The sequence below is a fragment of the Streptomyces sp. NPDC005899 genome, from assembly GCF_040629645.1.
In the GTDB taxonomy this organism is placed as follows: Bacteria; Actinomycetota; Actinomycetes; order Streptomycetales; family Streptomycetaceae; genus Streptomyces.
This window is the reverse complement of the sequence record NZ_JBEXWB010000001.1, coordinates 33607-50212: the sequence shown is the minus strand read 5'-3', so window position 1 is coordinate 50212 and position 16606 is coordinate 33607. Positions and strand designations below refer to the sequence as shown.

Below are 16606 nucleotides of genomic sequence, written 5' to 3'. Positions count from 1 at the left end.
GGTCCGGCCGGGCTACATCTGACCGGGTTGAGGTCCGGCCGGGCTGTGATTTGGACGCACGGCGATCGGCGTCGGGGCTGTGTTCCGGTCGAGGACCGTACCCGTGGACGGGAGGGGGGCAGAGGCAGGGCATGACCGGGCAGGGGGCGGGGGCGGAGCTGGGAAGCGCGTGTCCGTGGGGTCGGTCGGAGCTCCCGATTTCACCACCCCGTAGGGGGCGTGGGGCGGCGACTAGACCTCCCCCGGGGCGGACGGTAGGAGTGGGCGCACCGCATACTCGGGGCATGACCGCGTATGACGCCATCGTCCTCGCCGGGGGAGCCGCCAAGCGGCTAGGGGGAGCCGACAAACCCGGGCTCCGGGTGGGCGGCCGGGCGCTTCTGGATCGGGTGCTCGCTGCGTGCACCGATGCTCGGACCACCGTGGTGGTGGGCAGCCGTAGGCCCACCACGCGACCGGTCCTCTGGACGCGTGAAACGCCGCCCGGCGGCGGGCCTTTGGCGGCACTCGGCGCAGGGCTGCGGCAGATCACCGAGGAAACGGTTCTCGTACTCTCCGCGGATCTGCCGTTCCTGCAGGAGGCTACTGTCCGTTCTCTGCTGGACGCGATCCGGACAGGGACCGGGGAAGGTGCTTTGTGCACCGACCCGAACGGCCGGGACCAGCCGCTGGTGGCGGGCTACCGAGCCGAGCCGCTGCGCCGCGAACTCGCGCTCCTGGCCACCGAACACGGCACGCTCGCCGGGCTTCCACTGCGATTGCTGACGGCCGAACTGGACCTGGCCCGGGTCGAGGCGGGCCCTCTCGCCTCTTTCGACTGCGACACCTGGGAAGACGTTGCCGCAGCCAGGGCGCGCATCAGGGACCATGGGACTGTGCTGGACGAATGGATCACCACAGTCAAGAACGAACTGGGCATCGAACTCGACGTCGACACCGATGTCCTGCTCGATCTCGCCCGTGACGCCGCGCACGGTGTCGCCCGGCCCGCCGCGCCGTTGACCACGTTCCTGGTGGGGTACGCGGCGGCGAAGGCGAGCAGCGGGGCGAGCCCGGAGGCCGCAGCCGCCGCTGTGGCGGACGCGGCTCGCAAGGCCGCCGCGTTGGCTCTCCGCTGGGAAGAAGAGACAGAGCCCGGCAGAGAGACCGGCACACCATGACAGCGCGAGAAGGCGGGGCCGGAGACCCCCTCGCCTCGGAGCGGCGCCTGGGCAGGCACTCGGCCGGCGCCACCTCGCGGTCGCACGCGTCCAGTCCGGTCTCTGCGGCTGATCCGCTCCCTGACTCCCGGCTGCACCAGGCGCTTGATCCGGTGAGTGCCTCCCAGGAGTACCACGCGGCTGATCCGGTACGCGCCGCCGAGGAGTTCCATGCGGCAGAAAACCTCCGCGTGGCGGAGGCGGCCCGGGCCGCCGAGGAGGAACGGGCTGTCGAGCAGGCGCTGGCTCTGGTCGGGCGCCGCACGCCGACCTCGCACCCCACGCCGAGCAGACCCGACCCGACCGGCCCGAACACTTCCTTCGACCCCGCCATCTCCTCACACCCCACCGCGTCCTCCGACCCCTCCGACCCGACCATCTCCTCCGTCCCCTCCGGCCCCACCGCGTCCTCCGACCCCACTGCCGCTTCCGGTGCCTCGGTCTCGGATGTGGGCGGGCCCTCGCTCGCCTCTTCACCAGCCTCACGAAGTGGTGCACGGGTCCCGTCCGCCCACGGCGCCCCTCCCTCTCCGCACAACCCCTCCCCCCACAGCCGCTCCCCGCACAACCCCTCGCCCCACAGCACCTCCCCCCACAGCCCCTCCCCCCGTCAGCACCGAGTGACCTCCTGGCCCGACGCGCGTGCGCTGGCGGAGCGCCTCGGCACGTCCACCCCGCGAGCAGCTCACCGGCTCTCCCTGGACCGGGCGCTCGGGCACGTCCTTGCCGAGGCTGTCGTCGCACTGACCGACCTGCCGTCCTTCGACACGTCGGCCATGGACGGGTGGGTGGTCGCGGGGCCGGGCCCGTGGACCGTGCACGCGGGCCAGGGCCTACTCGCCGGGCAGGGCACAGCGGCGCCGCTTCCCGATGGCGCGGCAGTACGGATTGCCACCGGCGCGCGCATCCCCTCCGAAGCCACCGCTGTCATCCGCAGCGAGCACGCACACGCGGACGAGTCCAAGGGGCTGCTGCACACGGATCGGGACGTCGTTCCCGGTCAGGACATCCGGCCCAGGGGCCAGGAGTGCCGCTCCGGCGACCAACTCCTGCCTGTCGGCACCCTCGTGACCCCGCCCGTGATCGGGCTGGCGGCCGCTGCGGGGTACGACGCTCTGATCGCCACGCCCCGGCCGCGCGTCGATGTCCTGGTCCTGGGCGATGAGTTGCTGACTGCCGGCCTGCCGCGAGAAGGGCTGATCCGTGACGCTCTCGGGCCCATGCTGGTGCCCTGGCTCCGCGCTCTCGGGGCGGAGGTCACCCCACCCAGGCACCTCGGCGACGACGCGGAGGGTCTACGCCGTACCCTCGCCACGTCGGAGGCCGACCTGATCGTCACGACGGGCGGTACAGCAGCCGGCCCGGTCGATCATGTCCACCCGGTTCTTGCCGGTACGGGCGCCACGTTGCTCGTCGATGGGGTGGCTGTGCGTCCCGGCCACCCCATGCTCCTGGCCAGGCTCGCGGACGAAGGTCCCTACCTGGTGGGACTGCCCGGCAACCCGCTCGCGGCCGTGTCGGGCCTGCTCACACTGGCCGAGCCGCTGATCCGGGGGATCGCCGGCCGATCCGCCCAGGAACCGTTCCGTGCGCCCATGCGCGAAGAGGTGCACGGGCATCCGCAGGACACCCGGCTCGTCCCTGTCATCTACCGGGGGGACAGCGTGCTGCCGCTCCATTACAACGGTCCCGCGATGCTCAGGGGGGTCGCTGCGGCCGATGGACTGGCTGTCGTGCCTCCCGGCGGGGTACGGTCCGGCACCGAGGTGGAGATCCTCGATCTGCCGTGGGCCTCCGCGACGCCCTGGACGGAAGGGTGTTTCACGTGAAACTTCCCGGCCAAGACGCGATGGCCAGGCGCGCCGACGAACACGTGGTGCCCACCCGGGTACTCCTGCCTCGGCGAGTCGTCGACCGGCCGCTGCGACAGGTCGCCAAACGGCTGGCGATGGCGCTGGCGGTGCTGGCCACCACCGTCTTCATCGTGTGGGCGGACCGCGACGGCTATCACGACAACGCCGACGGGAAGGTCGACTTCCTCGACGCCGTCTATTACGCCACGGTGACGCTGTCGACCACCGGTTACGGCGACATCGTCCCGTACAGCGATCCTGCCCGGCTCGTCAACGTCCTCCTGGTGACGCCGTTGCGTGTGCTGTTCCTGATCATCCTTGTCGGCACCACCCTCGAGGTCCTGACGGAGCGGACCCGGGAGGACTTCCGGCTGAACCGTTGGAGAACCAACTTGCGTGAACACACCGTTGTCGTCGGCTTCGGCACGAAGGGCCGCTCGGCAATCCAGACGCTCTGTGCCACCGGGCTGAAGAAGGACCAGATCGTCATCGTCGACCCGGCCGGCAAGGTGATCGAGGCCGCCAACGCCGAGGGCTTCGTAGGCGTGCTGGGTGACGCGACGCGCAGTGACGTGCTGTTGCGGGCCGAGCTGCAGAAGGCACGGCAGGTCATCATCGCGACGCAACGCGACGACACGGCCGTGCTGGTAGCCCTGACGGCACGGCAGCTCAACCGTGGCGCCAAGATCGTGGCCGCCGTGCGCGAGGAGGAGAACGCCCCGCTGCTGCGGCAGTCCGGCGCCGATGCCGTGATCACCAGCGCGAGCGCGGCGGGAAGGCTGTTGGGCCTTTCCGTGCTCAGCCCCAGTGCCGGCACGGTGATGGAGGATCTGATCCAGCAGGGCAGCGGTCTCGATCTCGTCGAGCGGCCGGTGATAAAGGCCGAGGTGGGCAAGAGCGTGCGGGAGACCGAGGACTTGGTGGTCAGCGTTCTGCGCGGCCACCGGCTGCTCGGTTACGACGACCCGGCGGCCAGCCCTCTGCAGCTGACGGACCGCCTCATCACGATCGTCCGGGCCTCGCCGCTCCACGTCCCTCCGACGCTCCAGCCGCCGCACTCCAACCAACGGCAGTAGAGATCCGGGGCACCGAAACGGGGATGCTGGCTCGTCGAACGCGTTCACCAGGCGCTACGGAGTAGCCTCGCGGCCATGTATGCGATCACGATCCCCGAACCCGGTGGCCCCGAGGCGCTCGTCTGGACCGAGGTCCCCGATCCCGTACCAGGCGATGGCGAAGTTCTCGTCGAGGTCGTGTCCGGTGCGGTCAACCGGGCCGATGTACTGCAGCGGCAGGGCTTCTACAACCCGCCCCCCGGCGCGTCCCCCTATCCCGGCCTGGAGTGTGCGGGCCGCGTCGCGGCTCTCGGGCCTGGCGTCACCGGGTGGTCGGTGGGCGACGAGGTGTGCGGGCTGCTGGCGGGCGGCGGTTACGCGCAGAAGGTGGCCGTGCCGGCCGGGCAACTGCTGCCGGTGCCGGACGGAGTGGACCTCGCTGTGGCCGCGGCGCTGCCCGAGGTCACCGCCACGGTCTGGTCCAACGTCTTCATGGTGGCTCACCTGCGCCCCGGCGAGACGCTGCTCGTCCACGGCGGCTCCAGCGGCATCGGCACGATGGCGATCCAGCTCGCCAAGGCTGTGGGAGCTCGGGTGGCGGTCACCGCGGGCGGGCCCGAGAAGCTCGCGCGCTGCAAGGAGCTCGGCGCCGACATCCTCATCGACTACCGCGAACAGGATTTCGTCGACGAGCTGCGCAGGGCGACGGACGGCGCGGGGGCCGACGTGATCCTCGACATCGTCGGGGCCAAGTACCTGGACCGCAACGTGCGGGCGCTGGCTGTGAACGGGCGACTCGCGATCATCGGGATGCAGGGCGGTGCCAAGGGGGAGCTGAATCTGGGCGCTCTGCTGAGCAAGCGGGCCGCCGTCACCGCCACCTCGCTCCGCGCACGCCCGCTCGCGGAGAAGGCCGCGATCATCGCCGCTGTACGGGAGCACGTCTGGCCGCTCATCGCCGAGGGCGTAGTCAAGCCCGTCGTGGACCGCACGATGCCGATGGAGGACGCGGCGGAGGCGCATCGGGTCCTGGAATCCAGCACGCACATCGGCAAGGTGCTGCTGCTCGCTCCGACGCCCTGAGATCGGGCGACCCGCCCGCGGAACCGGCTGTCCGAGGTTCGACCCGCCCGCAGAACCCTCGGGCGACCCGCCCGCGGAACCGGGCGCCCGGGGCTCGACCCGCCCGCGGAACCGGCTGCCCGAGGTTCCACCCGCCCGCAGAACCGGCTGCCTCGGGATGTGAATGCCCTGAGCAGCAGCCTGCCTCAGGTTCGGGCCGCTGTGGACGAGTCCGTCGGTGGGAGGGTCAGCCTGCGAACCGGGCGGCCCGCAGCACGGGCACCGCTCAGCTCGGCAGGCACGCCGGTCCGGCACACCACGCGTGTGGTGTGCCGGACCGCGCGTGTTCGGTCCGGCGCGCGCGTTCCGTGTGCCGCGCACCGCCGGACTGCCCGAACCCGGCGGTTACGGGCAGGGACCGGAGCGCGGCGGTCACGGGCAGGGACCGAACCCGGTGGTCACGGGCAGGGACCGGAGCGCGGCGGTCACGGGCAGGGACCGAACGCGGCGGTTACAGGTAGGGACCGGAGCGCGCCGGACCGTGCGGGTCCGCGCCGCCTTCCTCGTCCTCGTGCACCGCACCGGGAGGAAGCGCGCGGCGCATCTGCTCCAGCTGGGCCCGTGCCGCCATCTGCTGCGCGAACAAGGCCGTCTGGATCCCGTGGAACAGACCCTCGAGCCAGCCGACCAGCTGGGCCTGCGCGATCCTCAGCTCGGCCTCGGAGGGGACGGACTCCTCGGTGAACGGCAGCGAGAGCCGTTCCAGCTCCTCCACGAGCTCGGGGGCCAGTCCGTCCTCGAGCTCCTTCACCGAGCTCGCGTGGATCTCCTTGAGCCGCACCCGGCTCGCCTCGTCGAGGGGGGCCGCCCTGACCTCCTCCAGAAGCTGCTTGATCATGCTGCCGATGCGCATGACCTTGGCGGGCTGCTCGACCATCTCCGTCACCGGGACCTCACGCGACTCGTCGTCGCTGCCTCCGCCGCCGACAGCCATTCCGTCCTGCCCCACCACGAGGACCTGGGGGTGCTCCTGCGACCGGTCATTCCTCGGCATCTCCATGTCGCCATTGTCTCCCACACCTGCTGCACACCACGGTGGTGCCCCCGGAAAGGGATGATCCACCCTTCCCGGGGGCACCGATCAGCCGCCGGTCCTCTCGCGGGGGCGACGCGCCGAGGAGGCTCACGCGCCCGGCGTGTTCAGCCCGTGCGGCGGGTCAGCGTCAGCCTCGATCCGGCGAATGCGGCCGCCAGCAGCCCTGCCAGCAGCGGTACGACCAGTGCCAGCAGCCCGAGGGTCTCCCACGGCATCACGATCGGCGTGTAGGCGGAGTCCATGGGCTGCGCCCGCATCGCCTTCATCGCCTCGCCCAGGTCGACCAGGCGCAGTGCCACGGCCGGCACGACACCCGCGGCCGTGCCGAGGAGGACGCCCGTCAGGGCGACCACCAGGCATTGGAACCCGGAAAGGGTGCGCCGCACACCGGGGGGTGCGCCCACGGCGCTCAGGGTGGTGAGGTCGGCTTGCGCGTCGGCCTTCGCGAGTCCGGTGGTGATGGCGGCGGCGCCCAGGGTGACCACGCCCGCGAAGAGGGCGAGGACGAGCAGGATCACGTCCTCGTCACTGTCCTCCGCCGGGTTCTCGCTCTGGAGGTAGATCCCGTTCCCGGCCTGGGTGAAGGCCGCCGACACAGCCTGCGTCTCGGCGTCCGTCGGCGGGTGCGTCACCGTGTAGAGGCTTCCGTAGGCCGCGGTGTGCAGACCGAGCCGGTCGGCGGTCCGCTGCGGCAGGATCATGCGGACCCCCGGGGTGGCGGCGTACGAGTCGGGTGCCACGTACACCTTCAGCCGGTCCGTGGTGGCCTTCGCCTCGCCCGGGTGACGTGCGTGGTTCTCCTTGTCGCGCTCGTTGTACGTGTGGACGGCCTTGAGCGTGACCTGGCCGTCCTTCGCGTACGCCGGGTTGAGCAGCACGGGCGTGCCGGCCGCCAGGGCTTCGGCCGCGGCGGGATCGTCGAGTTTCACGTACGACCTGAGCAGCGCGGCGTCCCCGACGACGATGTTGCCCTCGCCTGTGGAGAGGGCTTGCGCGGTGACGTACTCGTCGACGCAGGCGGGGGAGTTCATCAGCTTCTTGTGCTCCCCGGCGCTGAGGCTCTCGGCGAGCTTCTTCGCGCCCGGTCCCTGCAGCGGGCAGCTGTGTCCCTCCCCGGTCGGCTTGACCAGGTCGAGGGTGCCGCAGCCGCCCTCCTCGTAGTAGACGCTGCAGTCGGAGCCGGCCCAGATCCGCCCGATGTCGGCACGGCCGCCGCTGACCGCCAGATTCTTCTCCACGGCCGCTCTGGCGAGGGGCAACCGGTCGACGGCGGCCGGCTCGGAGGCCACCAGCGCCACTGTGCCCGGCATCAGGGTGCGCACGTGGTCGTAGTCGTGTTCCGCCATCACGCTGGTGGTGTACGTGGCGACGGCGACGGTGCCCGCCACGGCCGCCATGACGGCGGCGACCGCCGGCGCCGTACGTCCTCGGTTGCGAGCCGCGTCGCGCAGTGCCATGCGTGGGGAGAGCGGAAGACGGGTGCCGAGCCGGCCGAGGAAGCCGACGATCACGGGGATGCATGCCAGCACCCCGAGTTCGGCGATCACCGAGCCGCCGGCGACGAAGGCGGTGTCCCCGGCCGAGCCCCCGTAGCCGGCGACGGCTACCCCACCCGCCAGCACCACGCAGCCCACGACGGGCAGGACGCGGGAGCTCCGGCGCGTTCCGCGCCGGCCGGTGAGGGATTCGAGCACGGACTGCCGTCCGGCCACGACGGCCGGCGCGAGGGCCGCGAGGACACCGGTGACGAGGCCGATGAAGGCGATGGTCAGCAGCTCCCAGGGGCGGATGTCGAGGGAGCCGAAGCGGCTCGCGGTCCAGCCCTCGATCATCGGGCGGAAGAGGGCGGTGAGGCCGATTCCGGCCACGGTGCCGGTGACCGCTCCCACCGTGCCGAGCACCAGGCCCCCGGACAGCACGACGGCCCGCACCTGCCCCCGGTCGCCGCCGCAGGTGCCGACGAGGCCGAGCTGCCTGCGCGAACGCCTGGCCCCCACGGCGAACGCGGGGCCCGCCAGCAGGACGATCTCCAGGACCGCCATGGCGACGACGGTCACCACCGCCGCGCTCAGCTCCGAGGAGCCGTCTTCGTAGGAGGAGGCGTCCTGGTGCGCGAGCAGCGGTACCTCGGAGTCCGGAGGCGGATCGAGAGCGACCTGGCGGGACAGCACCAGGACGCCCTTCTCGTTGGCCTCGAGCACGTCCGGCCAGGTGACACCGGCGCCTGACGGGCCTCGCACGAGCCAGGTGACGTCTCCCGGATACGGCGGGACGATCTCCTTGTCGCGTGCGGCGGCCGCCGCCCACGGGGCGAGTACCGTGCCCGGGTCCGCGTACAGCGCGCTCTTGCCCAGGTCGTCCGGTAGCTCGACGCTCCCGGTGATCGTGTACGTCTGCTCGGGGCCCCGCAGCGTCGTGCGGGAGCCGACACCGAGTCCGGCGGACTCCAGGAAGTGCTCGGTCGCGACGACCTCTCCCTTGCCGTGCGGGAACGCCCCGTCGACCAGGTCCAGCCGCCCACGGACCGCCGGATCGGAGGTGCGCAGCTCCACGATCTCGGTGTCGGCGACCCCGTGCCGGGTGGTGACGGCGGCCGGGACGGACTGCTCGGTGAGGTACCGCGACCCCTTCGGGAAGGCGGCCCGTACGTCGACGGGGTCGCGCTCCTCCTCGGCCGGTATCTCCGCCCCGTCGGGAGTGGTCCCCCACGTGCTGGCGTCGGGCATCTGCTCGATGGGGACGGGACCCACGCCCGCCGAGCTGTAGACGGCGTCCGCCGACCCCATCCGGGCCGTGAGGCCCTCGGCGACGGTGGGGGTGGAACTGCGGTACGTCACGTCGGCGGCCGTCACACCGAGGACCGGGAGGGCGATCATCGCGACGACGAGTGCGCTGCGGCCCTTGGCCCGCAAGGCATCGCGCCGGGCGATCCGGAGGGCGGCGCGCCACCCGCTGAGGCCGCTCACTCGGCACCTTCGGCGGCGAGCAGGGATTCGGCGGCGGTGGCCACCGTCTGGTCCACGATCGACCCGTCCCGGAGGAAGACCACCCGGTCCGCCCAGGCCGCGTACCGGGGCTCGTGCGTCACCATCACCCCGGCGGCTCCTTGGTCGCAGCGGTTGCGGAGCAGGGCGAGCACGGCCTCGCCGGTCTCGGAGTCGAGCGCTCCGGTCGGCTCGTCGGCGAGCACCAGGCGGCGGTCACCGACGAGGGCGCGGGCGATGGCGACGCGCTGCTGCTGTCCACCGGACATCTCGTCCGGGAAGCGGTCGGCGACCTCTCCGAGGCGCATCTCCTCCAGCGAGGCCATGGCCTCCTTGCGCGCCTTGCGTACGGGGACGCCGTCGAGCTCGCGCGGCAGGGCGATGTTCTCCACGGCGGTGAGCGCGGGGATCAGGTTGTAGTCCTGGAAGACGTATCCCACACTGCGCCGGCGCAGACGTGCGACGCCCTTGCGGCCGAGTGTGGCGATGTCCTGGCCTTCGACGACGACCTGGCCGCTGGTCGCGGTGTCCAGCCCGCCCGCCAGGGTCAGAAGCGTGGACTTGCCGGAGCCCGAGGGCCCCATCACCGCGACGAGCTCACCGGTGTGGACGGACAGGTCGATGCCGCGCAGGGCGTGGACCTCGGCGATACCGGAGCCGTGGGTGCGCGTCAGGGCTCTCAGCTGGAGGACGGGAGTGTCCACGGAGAGACCGGTGGACGGTGCGGGGACGGACGAGGACATGGTGGGCTGTTCCCCCCTGAGAACGGTGTGCGGAAGGGTGGCGCGGGCCGGACCGGCCGGCTTCGCCGGCGTCAGTGGCGGGCGGACCGGCGTGAGGCGGCGGTCCGGGCGGCCCCCCGGTTCGTGGACGCGGCGGGGTGTACGGCGGGCTCGGTCGCGGCGGCCTCGGCGAGGCGCACGAGACGCGACTCGCAGTGGTCGAGCCAGCGCGCCTCCGCCTCAGCCTGGAAGATCAGCTGCTCCACCACGAGAAGCCAGGCGACCTCGTCGCGGTCTGCGGGAACGTCGGCGAGTGCCCGAGCCTTCAGCCGGGTGTAGTCCTGCATCGCCTTCAGGGTGTGGCCGCGCTGCGCCTGGATGACGGCCCTGATGTCCACTCCGGGGGCCCCGACCGCCATGGCGAGCTTGATCGCCAGCTCGTCGCGGGGCGGACTGCTGCGGTCGACGGGGGTCTCGAACCAGCTCCTCAGCTCACCGCGTCCGTCCTCGGTGATCGAGTAGAGGGCGTGCCCGGCCTCGTCCTCGCCGTCCTGGGCGACCATGCCGTCGCGTTCCAGACGGCTGAGCGTCGTGTAGACCTGTCCGACGTTCAGCGGCCAGGTGGAGCCCGTGCGGGACTCGAATTCGGTGCGGAGCTGCGAGCCGTACCTAGGCCCGCGCTCCAGCAGGGCTAGCAGCCCGTGGCGGATCGACATACCGAGTATGTATACCGAGTATGCTCCAGCGCGCAAGCGCCGTCGCGGCTCCCGCCGACGCCGGCCCGGTTGAGGCACAGGTGACCCGCAGGCGGCCGCGGTCGGCTCCGGAGCGGCCCGCGGTTCCGGTCAGACCGCGCGGCGCATGCGGAAAGCGAGGAATCCCAGACCCAGCCCGACCAGGACGATGCCGCTGCCCAGGGAAAGCCGCGGCGCCTCCCGGGCGGCCCGCTCCTCCATCGCCCGGCGCTGCCGAGCGGCGTGGCCCGGTTCGGGGAAGGCGCCGGGCGGCGGAGTGAACACAGGCACCTCGTGAGGGTCCGGACCCGGCGGGACCTCGTCCGCGGTGGCCTCGATGCGCGCGGCCTCCATGGGCGTCAGCGATCGCCCGGGCCGGACCCGGCCCTTGGCCGCCTGCCTCCCGGCCATCGGGGAGTCGTTGGCGGACGGACTCGCGGCGGGGGAGCGCCGGGGCGGCGACGCCGGACCACCGGCGCCGTCCCGCACGGCGCGGGTGGGGAGGGCGCCCGCGGACGGCCCGTACCCGGGCCGGGCCTCGGAGAGGGGGAGTACGCGCCCATGGCGTACGCGCCCGTCAGCCGGGGTGGCCGCCCCGGCGGCGACCGGCCCGAGGGCCACTCCGGCCGCCATCACCAGACAGGCCACGCATCGTGACGACCGTGAAGCCAGGAGTCCCGGAGGCATGAGATCAGCGTCACACGCGACGAGGTGCCCGGCATCCCGGCCGGAGGACCGGCATGTTTCGGGCCCCTTCGTCCCCGCGCACCCCGCCCCGTCGATCGCACGGCCGCCTTGACCGGAGGATCCGGACGGGCCGGGGCCGACCGGACCGTCCGGACGTCCCCGATCGGACCGGACCGGACCGGAACGACCATCCGGATCGGTCAGGCCGGCCCAATCCCACTCGAACGATCAGCGACCCGATGGATCGGGCACGAACGAGCACGCCCGGACGAACCGCCGCGCGTGCGGATCCCGGGGCGGGCTCGGCGGCGCGGCTCAGCACGCCGCCTGACCCCAGCTAGCCGGCCTGCCCGCCCGCAAGGCGTACCCACGGCCCATAAGGCGCACCGCGGGCCCACGTGACACACCCGGCCTCAGCAGACCGTCCCACGGGACACCCCCGGCGTCACCACTCGGGCACCCCCGGCCCACAGCACACACCCGGCTCCAGCAGACCGGTCCGCAGACGCACCGCGCCCTCAACCGGCCCAGCCCGCAGCCGCCCACGGACCCGGGGAACAGACCTCAGGCCGGGTCGCCGGTCGCGATGCGCAGCTCGAAGTGTGTGTCCCGCTCCGCCACGGCCGAACCCGCGGTCGGGAACTGGTCGATGACCTGGTCCTCCGCGTAGGTGTTGCCCTCCACCTCGATGACCTTGACCGTCCAACCCGCCGCGTCGGCGCACGCCCTCGCGGAGAGGATGTCCTTGTAGATGAAGTTCGGTGCCTGCACCTTCGCCGGGTCGTCGGTGTCCTCGGTGGCGTCCGTGCACTCCTCGGTCTTCATCGTCCGGTTGCGCTCCGGGGGCTTGTGCTCCCCCGCCTCCGCGGACGCGCCGGTGCCACCGCCCTTGCCGTTCTCCGACCCGCCGCCCATGTTCAGGAGGGCGATCAGGCCACCGATCGCGACGAGGGCGACGACGATCGATCCGACGACGACCGGCATGTTGCGCCTGGCCCCGCCGCTGCCGCCGGACCCCGTCGCCGTCTGCGGGGACATCGTGTACGGCGGCGGGGTCCCGTGCGCCTGGTGAGCCGGTGTGCCGTACGTCTGGGCCGTCTGCGGGTAGCCGTATCCGGGGGCCGGGGCGGGCGCCGGTGCGCCGTAGGGGCCGGGCTGGTGCGGGTGCGGCTGGTACGGCGTCTGCACGCCGTGCGGCGCGGGAGCGGTCTGGTCGACGGGCGGGAAGACCGCCGAGCCCACGCCCGAGCCGCTGTTCACCGGGGCACCACCGCCGATGATCACCGGGCTGCCCGCCGGTCCGCTCGCGTTGAGCACGCGGGCGACCTCGTCCTGCATGGCGGCGGCGCTCGGGAAGCGCTCGTTCGGGTTCTTCCTGAGAGCCCGGGCGACCAGCGCGTCCATGGCCGGGGTGATGGACCGGTTGATGCTGGAAGGAGCGACCGGCTCCTCCTGGACGTGCGCGTACGCGATGGCGAGCGGCGAGTCCGCGTCGAACGGGATGCGCCCCGTGAGCAACTGGAACAGCATGATGCCGACCGAGTAGAGGTCGGAGCGCGCGTCCACCCCGCGGCCCAGGGCCTGCTCCGGGGAGAGGTACTGCGGGGTGCCGACGACCATGCCCGTCTGGGTCATGGAGGTGACCCCGGACTGCATGGCGCGCGCGATGCCGAAGTCCATGACCTTGACGACACCGCGCTTGGTCATCATCACGTTGCCGGGCTTGATGTCGCGGTGGACGAGGCCCATCTCGTGGCTGGTCTCCAGGGCGGCGAGCACGTCGGCCGTCACCTTGAGGGCCTTGTCGGCGGGCATCGCGCCGTACTGCCGGATGTCCGACTGGAGCACGGAGCCGAGCGGCTGCCCCTCGACGTACTCCATGACGATGTACGGCATCAGGGCGCCGCCCAGCTCGTCCTCGCCCGTGTCGAACACCGAGACGATGTTGGTGTGCTGCAGCTTGGCCACGGCCTGGGCCTCGCGCCGGAAGCGCTCACGGAAGGACTGCTCGCGACCCAGCTCCGTGTGCAGGGTCTTGATGGCGACCTGGCGGTCGAGCGCCGAGTCGTACGCCAGGTAGACGGACGCCATTCCGCCCTCGCCGAGCAGGTCACGCAGCTGGTAGCGTCCGCCGGCCACGGATCCGCCCGCGTAGCGCCCTTGTGCGCCGTGTGCGCCGTCGTGGCTCATGACTTGCATCCCCCTCGGCGCCCGACGGACGCGGTGATCCCTGTTACGGGGCAAGTCTGCCCGAGGGGGGTGACACGTCAAGCCGGGTGCCCGTTCCGTGACCGTACGCGCTGGAAGCGTCTCGGAAGCGTTACAGGATGCGCATGGAATTTGCGTGGTCGCCGCGCCAGCCGATTGGATGACCCGTCACTCTGGAAACCGGTGTGTCCTCCGGAGGCTGTAGCGTGACGTGGCAATGCAGCAAGGCACCGTGAGAACCCGCACGCGCGGGGACAGATACGACGGCGAGGACTGATGGCACCCGATTCCGAAGCAAACGGCGGCGGAGTTTCGGATGGCACCGACTCCTGGGGCGTCGGTGGCGTTGTCGGGGACGGCCGCTACCGCATGACCCACCGGCTGGGCCGCGGCGGCATGGCCGAGGTCTTCGCCGCGGAGGACGTCCGGCTGGGACGGACGGTCGCGGTGAAACTCCTCAGGTCCGACCTCGCGGAGGACCCGGTCTCCAAGGCCCGCTTCACCCGCGAGGCACAGTCGGTCGCGGGGCTCAACCACCACGCGATCGTCGCCGTGTACGACTCCGGCGAGGACGTCGTGGGCGGGGCGACCGTGCCGTACATCGTGATGGAGCTGGTCGAGGGCCGCACGATCCGTGATCTGCTGATGAGTGCCGAGGCCCCGCCGCCCGAGCAGGCACTGATCATCGTCTCGGGTGTGCTGGAAGCGCTCGCCTACTCGCACCAGCACGGCATCGTGCACAGGGACATCAAGCCGGCGAACGTGATCATCACCAACTCCGGTGCCGTCAAGGTGATGGACTTCGGCATCGCCCGTGCGCTGCACGGCGCCCAGTCGACGATGACGCAGACGGGCATGGTCATGGGCACGCCCCAGTACCTCTCGCCCGAACAGGCGCTCGGCAAGGCGGTCGACCACCGTTCCGACCTGTACGCCACGGGCTGCCTGCTCTACGAACTGCTCGCCCTGCGGCCCCCGTTCACCGGCGAGACGCCGCTGTCCGTCGTGTACCAGCACGTGCAGGACATTCCGGTCCCGCCGTCGGAGGTCGCGGGCAGCGTGCCGCCGGAGCTGGACGGTCTCGTCATGCGCTCCCTCGCCAAGGACCCGGACGACCGGTTCCAGAGCGCCGAGGAGATGCGCGGGCTCGTCCAGTACAGCCTGCAGATGCTGCAGGTCCAGGGCGGGCACACGGGCACGTGGAACACGGGCCCGGTCATGGCGCACGAGGGTGGCCGCACGACGGCGATGACCATCGGCGGCGGTACGGCGGCCATGGCGCATCCCCTGCACGGGGACACCTCGCAGGGGCCGATCCTTCCGCCCATGAACCCCGACGACGGCGCGTACGCCGGCGGCGGCCGGCGCGACAGCGGCGGCCGGGGGAAGATGTGGCTGTTCGTCCTGCTGGCCCTGATCGCGATCGGCGCCGGGGTCGCGTTCGCCGTCCAGGCGGCGAACGACGGCGGCACGAAGAAGAAGCCGACCACCACCCCGTCCGCCAGCGTGTCACCGTCCGAGACGACGCCCTCCCCGGAACCCTCGGACGAGGCGACGGAGGAGGAGTCGGAGAAGCCGGCCCCCTCCACGGGAGGGAACACCTGGCGGAGCAAGCAGCCGTCGTGGCGCCCCTCGGACACGCCGACCCAGCCGAGCCAGGAGCCCACGGACACCGAGACCTCGCCGGAGCCGGGAACGAGCGACGGCGGAGGCTCGACGACCGAGGGCACCACCGGCGACACGGGCGCCACCGACAGCGGCGGCGACAGCGGGGACACCACCGAGGGCACCACCGACGGGGCCGGTACGACGACCGAGGGCAGCGGTGGCACGCCGGGCGGGGCCGCGGCGGGCGCCGCCGCGGGTACGACCGCCGGCACGGGCACGGGCACCACCCCATGAGCTGGGACGCCACGTCCTGATCAGGGAGCCGGCGTCACGGGCTCACCCCGTGAAGGCCTCGCTGACCGCCTCGTAGGCGCGCGTCCACCACACGGCCAGGGCCGACACCGCAGGGAACTGCGGGTCGGCCCTGCGGTCGTGGAGGCCGTAGCGCCAGCGCAGTATCCAGAAGTCGTTGAGCCTTTCCCACCACACCCGGTGGACCGCGGCGGCCAGCTCGGCCGCCCCCGCGCCGGCCGACGACCGGTAGGCGCGGGCGTAGGCCCGGACCTTCTCCAGCGCCAGCTCGCCGTCCGGCCGCACGAAGAAGATCGCCGCCGCCCGCACGGCCTCCTCGGCCCTTGGCTGCACCCCGAGCCGGTCCCAGTCCACGATCGCGACCGGATCGGCGCCCCGGTAGAGCAGGTTCAGCGGGTGGAAGTCACCGTGCACCCAGCCTCTGGCCTCGCCCCCGGGGGTGGGGGGCCGCCGGTGGGCGTGCTGTTCCAGCAGGGCGCGGCGTTCGACGAGGCGGTGCACGGCGAGCTCGTCGAACGCGTCGCGGGGGCCCATGGCACGGGCGGCCGCCAGGAGCTCGTCGATCAGCGCGAAGGTGTCGGCCGGGTCGGAACTCTGTCCCTGCGCCGGAGGCGGGGCATCCGCTTCCATGACGCGTTCCAGGCCTGTGTGTACGGCTCCGAGGAGCGCCCCGAGACGTCGTGACTGGGTTGTGGTCAGCTGTGCGCCGTCCCGGTGGAGCCCGTCGACCCAGGGGTGCAGGGCGTAGCGCCGGCCGTCGATGACCGTGACCGTCTCACCCCGCGTGTCCGCGAGAGGCGGTGCGACGGGGACACCGAGGGAGTGCAGCTGCTGGGTCGCCCGGTGCTGGCGGACGATGGTGGCGTGGTCGCCGCTGGGGTCGTCGAGGTGGTGCTTGTCGAGATGGTGCTTGAGGAAGTACTGGCCGCGGGTGGTGGAGACGCGGTATCCGTGGTTGAGCAATCCCTTGGTGAGGGGCTCGCAGTCGAGGGGTTCACCGGCATCGGGATAGCGGCGCAGGACCTCGCCGACCGGGGGTACTGGTGGGAGGGTCACAGATGAGCGCGGCACTCGCCACATGTTAGG

At 72.1% G+C, this 16606-nt stretch carries 12 protein-coding genes; 5 read left to right on the top strand and 7 right to left on the bottom strand.

Features of this window, described 5'->3' with window-relative positions:
* Positions 1-284 precede the first annotated feature (284 nt).
* The 4 genes from ABZ371_RS00210 (at position 285) to ABZ371_RS00195 (ending at position 5190) form a co-directional block, all read left to right on the top strand.
* The gene (locus tag ABZ371_RS00210; RefSeq protein ID WP_358672314.1) at positions 285-1160 is read left to right on the top strand and encodes an NTP transferase domain-containing protein; all 876 of its coding nucleotides are present in this window, start codon (positions 285-287) and stop codon (positions 1158-1160) included.
* Between the two features lie 152 nt (positions 1161-1312).
* Positions 1313-3028: a molybdopterin-binding protein gene (locus ABZ371_RS00205; protein WP_358672313.1), complete on the top strand. Its 1716-nt coding sequence runs from the start codon at positions 1313-1315 to the stop codon at positions 3026-3028.
* Positions 2986-4128: a potassium channel family protein gene (locus ABZ371_RS00200; protein ID WP_358672312.1), complete on the top strand. Its 1143-nt coding sequence runs from the start codon at positions 2986-2988 to the stop codon at positions 4126-4128. The genes ABZ371_RS00205 and ABZ371_RS00200 overlap by 43 nt, the downstream gene beginning before the upstream one ends.
* A gap of 75 nt (positions 4129-4203) precedes the next feature.
* Positions 4204-5190 (top strand): NAD(P)H-quinone oxidoreductase, encoded by a 987-nt coding sequence (locus ABZ371_RS00195; protein ID WP_358672311.1) that lies wholly within the window; start codon positions 4204-4206, stop codon positions 5188-5190.
* Between the two features lie 490 nt (positions 5191-5680).
* Here the strand turns inward: ABZ371_RS00195 and ABZ371_RS00190 are convergent, their stop codons facing one another.
* The 6 genes from ABZ371_RS00190 to ABZ371_RS00165 all read right to left on the bottom strand — a co-directional run bounded on the left by ABZ371_RS00190 (position 5681) and on the right by ABZ371_RS00165 (position 13582).
* Entirely contained in the window at positions 5681-6229 is a 549-nt protein-coding gene (locus tag ABZ371_RS00190; protein ID WP_358672310.1) for a bacterial proteasome activator family protein, read from the bottom strand.
* Between the two features lie 140 nt (positions 6230-6369).
* Positions 6370-9231 (bottom strand): ABC transporter permease, encoded by a 2862-nt coding sequence (locus tag ABZ371_RS00185; RefSeq protein ID WP_358672309.1) that lies wholly within the window; start codon positions 9229-9231, stop codon positions 6370-6372.
* On the bottom strand, positions 9228-9992 hold the full coding sequence (locus ABZ371_RS00180; protein ID WP_358672308.1) for an ABC transporter ATP-binding protein: 765 nt from the start codon (positions 9990-9992) through the stop codon (positions 9228-9230). The genes ABZ371_RS00185 and ABZ371_RS00180 overlap by 4 nt, the downstream gene beginning before the upstream one ends.
* Before the next feature lie 71 nt (positions 9993-10063).
* Entirely contained in the window at positions 10064-10687 is a 624-nt protein-coding gene (locus ABZ371_RS00175) for a PadR family transcriptional regulator (RefSeq protein WP_358672307.1), read from the bottom strand.
* Between the two features lie 129 nt (positions 10688-10816).
* Positions 10817-11353, bottom strand: coding sequence for a hypothetical protein (locus tag ABZ371_RS00170; RefSeq protein ID WP_358672306.1), 537 nt, complete (start codon positions 11351-11353; stop codon positions 10817-10819).
* A gap of 603 nt (positions 11354-11956) precedes the next feature.
* Positions 11957-13582 carry a protein kinase gene (locus tag ABZ371_RS00165; RefSeq protein WP_358672305.1) on the bottom strand — a complete coding sequence of 542 codons (1626 nt, stop codon included), beginning with the start codon at positions 13580-13582 and terminating at the stop codon, positions 11957-11959.
* Between the two features lie 294 nt (positions 13583-13876).
* On the opposite strand from ABZ371_RS00165, the gene ABZ371_RS00160 reads away from it, so the two are divergent.
* A complete protein-coding gene (locus ABZ371_RS00160; RefSeq protein WP_358672304.1) occupies positions 13877-15502 on the top strand; it encodes a protein kinase in 1626 nt (541 codons plus the stop codon).
* Positions 15503-15544: 42 nt separating this feature from the next.
* Here the strand turns inward: ABZ371_RS00160 and ABZ371_RS00155 are convergent, their stop codons facing one another.
* Complete coding sequence (locus ABZ371_RS00155) at positions 15545-16600, bottom strand: phosphotransferase (RefSeq protein WP_358672303.1); 1056 nt, start codon at positions 16598-16600, stop codon at positions 15545-15547.
* Between the last annotated feature and the right edge of the window lie 6 nt (positions 16601-16606).

Coding starts and splice junctions, on each gene's coding strand:
- ABZ371_RS00190 (WP_358672310.1), bottom strand. CDS start 6,229: ATGGAGATGCCGAGGAATGACCGGTCGCAGGAGCACCCCCAGGTCCTC.
- ABZ371_RS00165 (WP_358672305.1), bottom strand. CDS start 13,582: ATGAGCCACGACGGCGCACACGGCGCACAAGGGCGCTACGCGGGCGGA.
- ABZ371_RS00195 (WP_358672311.1), top strand. CDS start 4,204: ATGTATGCGATCACGATCCCCGAACCCGGTGGCCCCGAGGCGCTCGTC.
- ABZ371_RS00210 (WP_358672314.1), top strand. CDS start 285: ATGACCGCGTATGACGCCATCGTCCTCGCCGGGGGAGCCGCCAAGCGG.
- ABZ371_RS00160 (WP_358672304.1), top strand. CDS start 13,877: ATGGCACCCGATTCCGAAGCAAACGGCGGCGGAGTTTCGGATGGCACC.
- ABZ371_RS00180 (WP_358672308.1), bottom strand. CDS start 9,992: ATGTCCTCGTCCGTCCCCGCACCGTCCACCGGTCTCTCCGTGGACACT.
- ABZ371_RS00175 (WP_358672307.1), bottom strand. CDS start 10,687: ATGTCGATCCGCCACGGGCTGCTAGCCCTGCTGGAGCGCGGGCCTAGG.
- ABZ371_RS00155 (WP_358672303.1), bottom strand. CDS start 16,600: ATGTGGCGAGTGCCGCGCTCATCTGTGACCCTCCCACCAGTACCCCCG.